The sequence below is a fragment of the Heliobacterium mobile genome, assembly GCF_009720735.1.
Classification (GTDB): domain Bacteria; phylum Bacillota; class Desulfitobacteriia; order Heliobacteriales; family Heliobacteriaceae; genus Heliobacterium; species Heliobacterium mobile.
Genome location: NZ_WNKU01000059.1, coordinates 1 through 6,034 on the forward strand (window position 1 = coordinate 1; position 6,034 = coordinate 6,034).

The following is a 6,034-nucleotide window of genomic DNA, read 5'->3' on the forward strand; positions in this document are numbered from 1 at the left end:
GCCACGGGTGTTCCTCCCGATATCTACGCATTTCACCGCTACACCGGGAATTCCGCTATCCTCTCCATCTCTCAAGACATCCAGTTTCCAAGGCCGTTTCGGAGTTGAGCTCCAAGCTTTCACCTCAGACTTACATGTCCGCCTGCACGCGCTTTACGCCCAGTCATTCCGGACAACGCTTGCCCCCTACGTATTACCGCGGCTGCTGGCACGTAGTTAGCCGGGGCTTCCTCCTCGGGTACCGTCATTCTTCTTCCCCGAAGACAAGGGTTTACAATCCGAAGACCTTCATCCCCCACGCGGCATTGCTCCGTCAGGCTTTCGCCCATTGCGGAAGATTCCCCACTGCTGCCTCCCGTAGGAGTCTGGGCCGTGTCTCAGTCCCAGTGTGGCCGTTCACCCTCTCAGGCCGGCTACCGATCGTCGCCTTGGTGAGCTGTTACCTCACCAACTAGCTAATCGGACGCGGACCCATCCAAGAGCGGATTGCTCCTTTGGTTGTCTAGGGATGTCCCCAGACAACGTTATGCGGTATTAGCAGCCCTTTCGGGCTGTTATCCCCCACTCTCAGGCAGGTTATCCACGCGTTACTCACCCGTCCGCCACTAAGCACTTCCACCGAAGTATCTGTGCTCCGTTCGACTTGCATGTGTTAGGCATGCCGCCAGCGTTCGTCCTGAGCCAGGATCAAACTCTCCACATAAAATGTAGATAAGCTTGAGTCAAGCTCTCATAAATGAAATCATTGTCCGTCCCGCTTGCGCGGGCCGAATTGACTTTGGTTTCGCACGCTTTTGCTTTAACAACTGTTTGATTTTCAAGGACCAGAAGTGTTTGTCTTTCGGCGTCTTGCCGGCGACAGTTATAAATACTATCACATCAATCGCGGCAAAGCAACAGGTAATTTTTGGTATCCCCTTCATATCGAAGACGATTTCTCATAACCGTCATCCAATGAAGAAATGGCGCGCCCGAAGGGATTCGAACCCCTGACCTCTTGATTCGTAGTCAATTACTCTATCCAGCTGAGCTACGGGCGCACTCTGGAGCGGAAAACGAGATTCGAACTCGCGACCCTCGCCTTGGCAAGGCGATGCTCTACCGCTGAGCTATTTCCGCGTACCTGCGACATTTACATATAATAACGACTTCAATCCAAATTGTCAACCACAAATTGTAGATTAGTTATATCTCTAAATGGTCTACCCATGAACCAGAATAACCCTACAAAAAGCTACAAAGACTGAACAGAGGGTGAAGAAATGTCCGGGAAACGAAAATGGAACTGGAAATGGAAGTGGCCTTGGCATTGGTGGCAGTACGGGATTCTATCGGTGATCGTGCTTATCGGCATTGGCTTTACCATCGGACGACAACCCTTGAAAGGGTTGGCTTATGCCTTGGACAAGCCCGAGCTTTGCATCCTCTGCCATGTCATGAGACCCCATTATGAATCTTGGTATCACTCGGCCCATCGCAACATGGTCTGTAATGAATGTCACACCCCGCACAACTTCGTCGGCAAATACTTTACCAAAGCCCGCGCCGGGATCGTCGACACCTGGGTATACTTCATCGGCCCCATGCCGGCTCAGTTTCGGGCAAAACCCCACACCGTAGAAATCCTGCAAGATAACTGCATTCGTTGTCACACCGAGGTAATCAGCCGCATCGGCGATACCCGGCATAACGGCGGCACATACTGTTTTTCCTGTCACCGCGACGTCCCCCATGGCATTCAAACGGGCATAGGTCCCGATCCTAGGGAGTTGAGACAATAATGAGACGGTTCACAGGTACCACGCTGGGAACTTTTCGAAAAAACTTCAAACCAATCATCCTGCTGGCGTGGTTGATCATCCCGATCATTTTCATCGCCTCTTCGCCAGGTTGCACGCCGAAACAACGGCAGGAGCCATCGCAAGGTGTAGAAATCGGCGAGTTTGAAGCAGACCCGGCCGTCTGGGGCAAGAAATACCCCGATCACTACGATACTTATCTGCAAAATAACATGACTGCCCGAACGGAGTACGGCGGTTCTGACAAGTATTCTAAACTAGAACGGGAGCCCCTCTTAAAAACCTTGTTTTCCGGCTACGGCTTTTCCAAAGAGTATACAGAGGATCGGGGCCATACCTACTCCTTAGAAGACATTCGCATGATCGATCCGGCCCGCAAGAGCGCCGGTACCTGTATCACTTGCAAAACAGCCAATTTCAAAGAGCTTTACAACAAATATGGTGAATCCTACTATACACAGCCGATCACTCATTTGCTCGATGAGGCCAAACACCCTATCGCCTGCATCGATTGCCATGATCCGAAAACCAACGCCCTCGTCATTACCCGCCCTGCCCTCAAAGAAGCTTTCGCCCGTCAAGGGAAGGACATCACCAAAGCGACCCGAAATGAGATGCGCTCCCTGGTGTGTGCCCAATGCCACGTAGAGTACTATTTTCAGACGGGGACAAAGAAACTGACTTTCCCTTGGGACAAAGGTTTCCGAGCTGACGATATCCTTCAGTACTATCAGGAACTCGGCTTCACCGATTGGGAACATGCTGATGCAAAGACACCGATGCTCAAAGCCCAACATCCCGATTATGAACTAAATCAAAACAGCACCCATCAACGCAACGGTGTATCTTGCTCTGACTGCCATATGCCCTATGTCCGCATTGGTACCTCAAAGATCTCTTCCCACTGGATGACGAGCCCCCTGCGCTACATTTCCGAAGCTTGCGGGACCTGCCACAGACAGTCGGAAGATTACCTGAAAGAGCGTATCCTTTACACGCAACGGCGCGTCTACGATCAGTTGATCAAAGGCGAGCAAGTGGTAGCCGGCGCTATCGAATCCATTTCCTCAGCCAGCAAACTGCCGACGGTGAACGCAGCCAAACTGACAGAAGCGCGCAGCCTGCACCGCCAAGCCCAGTGGTATCTTGACTTCATCTCGGCCGAAAACTCGATGGGCTTTCACAACCCCCAGGAAGCACTCCGCCTCTTATCGGAAAGTCAGCGATTGGCCGGCGAATCGCGCATACGTGCGCTTGAGGCACTGTCTGGCGCCTCCCTTCCGCCGCTTCCCAGCCCAGGACCGGCTCCCGGGCTCACCAGCACTCAGGAAGATAAGTCACCAAAGCAATAAAGGAATGGTCGTTTGTGAAGGTCTCTTTGATGATCACCTGCCTCTGCGACAGTTTTTTTCCGGAAGTCGGCGAATCGTTCGTTCGGGTATTGCGCCGCGCCGGTGCGGAAGTCTCCTTTTCTCCCGACCAGGTCTGTTGCGGTCAGCCCGCCTTCAATGCCGGATACCATGACGAGGCCCGTCGAGTCGCCCGAACCTTTTTGAAAGCCTTTCAGGAAGCCGAATATGTAGTCAGTCCCTCCGGTTCCTGCGCTGAGATGGTCCGAGAAAACTTCCTGCGACTCTTTAATCGCTACCCTGCTGAATTGGAGCAGGCCAAAGCACTGAGTAAGAAGACCTACGAATTTACGGAATTCCTCGTCAAAGTGGCTGGGGTCCGCTCCATCGGAGGCCGCTTTGATCGGAAGATCACCTACCATCCTTCCTGTCACATGACCCGTCTCATGGGCGTAAAAGATGAGCCGATTCAACTCTTACAAAGCATCGAGGGCTTGACACTGCTGGAACTGCCTCGCGCGTATGACTGTTGCGGCTTCGGTGGAACCTTCTCCGTCAAAATGCCGGATATATCGGAGGCGATCGTTACGGAAAAGGCGGAAAATGTCTTGCAAAGCGGTGCTGATATGTTAGTCGGTGCCGATATGGGATGCTTGATGAACATCAAAGGCCGCTTGGAAAAAATGGGCCATGCCATGCCGGTCATGCATATGGCCCAAGTCTTTGACCAGGCCCAAGGAGGCTTATAGATGGCTGCCGGCAACCGGGATTTACACGGTCGAATCCAGTCGGCCTTCCGCCACCCTTTTCTGCGAAAGGCTGTCAAGTCGGCCACCAATACGTTGCGCGATCGCAAAAACGTGGTCACCCATGATCTAGGTCACTGGGAAGATTGGCGAAATCTTGGCATGCAGATTCGCAATCATGTCATCGAAAACCTGGACACCTATCTGCAGCAGTTTGCCAAGAATATGCTTCAGCAGGGCGCTCAAGTTCACTGGGCGGTGACCGCCGAAGAAGCACTAAGCATCTTTCAAACTATCATAGATAAGCACAGCGCCAAACTCGTCTTGAAGTCCAAGTCGATGGTCTCGGAAGAGCTGCATGTGAATCATGTCCTTGAAGATCGGGGCATTCACGCGGTGGAAAGCGATCTCGGCGAGTATATCATCCAGCTTGCCGGCGAGACGCCTTCGCATATCATCGTCCCGGCGATTCACAAAACCCGTCAAGAAGTGGCCGACCTCTTTGAAAAGGACTCCGGTCAAAAGCAGCAACCGGACACAGCATCGCTGACCCGGTATGCCCGGCAAAAGCTTCGCCAGATGTTTTTGGATGCCCCTATCGGCGTATCGGGATGCAATTTTGCGGTGGCCGATCCGGGAGCCGTTGCGCTCTTCACCAACGAAGGCAATGGCCGCCTGGTTACCAGTGTTCCGCCTGTTCACGTGGTGTTCATGGGGCTGGAGCGCATCGTTCCCACCTTTCGGGAGCTCGACGTGATGGCCAAACTGCTGCCTCGGTCCGCCACAGGGCAGAAAATCACTTCCTACATGTCGGTCATCCGAGGACCGAAAGGGCTCGGTGAACAAGACGGCGCTCAGGAGATGCATATCATCATCGTCGACAACGGGCGCACCCGCATTTTAGCGAATCCAAAATATCAAGAGGTGCTTCGTTGCATCCGTTGCGGCTCCTGTCTCAACGTCTGCCCTGTCTACCGGCAAGTGGGCGGCCACACCTATGGCTGGGTTTACAGCGGCCCTATCGGCGCCGTACTGACGCCGCTGCTGCAGAATGACTTGAAAAACTGGGGTGAGACCGCCTATTTGACCACCCTCTGCGGCGCCTGCACGGAAGCTTGTCCTACAAAAATTCCCCTGCATGAAATGCTGATCCAATTGCGGCTCGAACGTACCGTTTCAGGGGCCACCAGTTCCTTGGAACGAACCGCCTTTCGCCTCTGGTCTGAGACCTGGGGAAATCCGACGCTGTATAAACTGTCCATGAAAGGCGGCTATATCGGTCAAAAACCTTTTATGAAAGAAGGCCATTTGGAAGGCGGCCCGACACCCTTATCAGCCTGGACCAACTCGCGCTACTTCCCGCCGATCGCTAAAGAGACCTTCCGGGATCGTTGGCGGAAAGGGGAGATTTAAGCCTTGTCTCAACAGCAAATTCTAGGTAGCATCGCGAAGGCCTTAGGCCGCCCTACGCCCTCAACCGTGACGGAATCATTGAAATATACCCTCCCGCCGCGGGCCATCGATCATTTAGACGAAGCAGGCACCTTGGAAGCTTTTCGACAAGCTTTCGTCGGAATTAACGGCCGGTTCTTTCGGGTGGAAAACTGGAACGAGGCGGTCGAGCAGATTCGCAAAATTTTTATGGAACTGAATATACGTCCTGAAGAAGCGGCAGCCTGGGACGTGCCGGAATTAGCACCGCTATGGGAGACGTTTCCTGAAATCTACCGGGGCGGGGATATCGGTATTATAGCGGGCAAGAAACTTGGGATTACCTGGACCCACGGAGCCATCGCTGAAACAGGCACACTCGCTTTGCTAGCCGGCCCCCAGTCTCATCGAGGCACCAGCGTGCTTCCACCGGTTCATTTATCCCTTTTCTCGCGCCGGGAACTGGTCAAAAGCTTAGGGGAAGCCTTTGACCGGCTCGGCTCTAAGGACTTCCGGGCACTCAACTTCATCACGGGGCCAAGTCGAACCTCCGATATTGAGATGGATTTGACGATCGGCGTTCATGGTCCGGCTGTCGTCCTGGCCATCTATGTAGAGAATGTAGATTAACTGAGTCTGTCTAAAAAGCCACCCATAAAGCAATGAACCTTTAAAGGATTTTTCCATTTTATGTCGAATGGATATAGGA

Annotated in this window: 5 protein-coding genes, 2 tRNA genes and 1 rRNA gene; 5 read left to right on the plus strand and 3 right to left on the minus strand. The window is 53.1% G+C overall.

Annotation, left to right across the window (positions count from 1 at the left end; genetic code table 11):
• From GJ688_RS19065 to GJ688_RS19075, 3 genes are all read right to left on the minus strand, one after another.
• Positions 1-703, minus strand: a 16S ribosomal RNA gene (locus tag GJ688_RS19065); the annotation flags it as partial.
• 260 nt (positions 704-963) lie between these two features.
• Positions 964-1,040 (minus strand) — tRNA-Arg (locus GJ688_RS19070).
• Positions 1,041-1,044: 4 nt separating this feature from the next.
• Positions 1,045-1,119 (minus strand) — tRNA-Gly (locus tag GJ688_RS19075).
• A 143-nt stretch (positions 1,120-1,262) separates the two neighbouring features.
• Here GJ688_RS19075 and GJ688_RS19080 point away from each other — a divergent pair.
• The 5 genes from GJ688_RS19080 to GJ688_RS19100 are packed head-to-tail and all read left to right on the plus strand — an operon-like array spanning position 1,263 to position 5,955.
• Entirely contained in the window at positions 1,263-1,781 is a 519-nt protein-coding gene (locus tag GJ688_RS19080; protein ID WP_155478100.1) for a NapC/NirT family cytochrome c, read from the plus strand.
• Positions 1,781-3,151: an ammonia-forming cytochrome c nitrite reductase subunit c552 gene (locus GJ688_RS19085; protein WP_155478101.1), complete on the plus strand. Its 1,371-nt coding sequence runs from the start codon at positions 1,781-1,783 to the stop codon at positions 3,149-3,151. Before GJ688_RS19080 ends, GJ688_RS19085 begins: the two co-directional genes overlap by 1 nt.
• 14 nt (positions 3,152-3,165) lie before the next feature.
• Positions 3,166-3,897: a (Fe-S)-binding protein gene (locus GJ688_RS19090; RefSeq protein WP_170292167.1), complete on the plus strand. Its 732-nt coding sequence runs from the start codon at positions 3,166-3,168 to the stop codon at positions 3,895-3,897.
• Positions 3,898-5,307: a LutB/LldF family L-lactate oxidation iron-sulfur protein gene (locus tag GJ688_RS19095; RefSeq protein ID WP_155478102.1), complete on the plus strand. Its 1,410-nt coding sequence runs from the start codon at positions 3,898-3,900 to the stop codon at positions 5,305-5,307.
• 3 nt (positions 5,308-5,310) lie between these two features.
• A complete protein-coding gene (locus GJ688_RS19100) occupies positions 5,311-5,955 on the plus strand; it encodes a LutC/YkgG family protein (RefSeq protein ID WP_155478103.1) in 645 nt (214 codons plus the stop codon).
• Positions 5,956-6,034 lie beyond the last annotated feature (79 nt).

Coding starts and splice junctions, on each gene's coding strand:
- GJ688_RS19095 (WP_155478102.1), top strand. CDS start 3,898: ATGGCTGCCGGCAACCGGGATTTACACGGTCGAATCCAGTCGGCCTTC.
- GJ688_RS19080 (WP_155478100.1), top strand. CDS start 1,263: ATGTCCGGGAAACGAAAATGGAACTGGAAATGGAAGTGGCCTTGGCAT.
- GJ688_RS19085 (WP_155478101.1), top strand. CDS start 1,781: ATGAGACGGTTCACAGGTACCACGCTGGGAACTTTTCGAAAAAACTTC.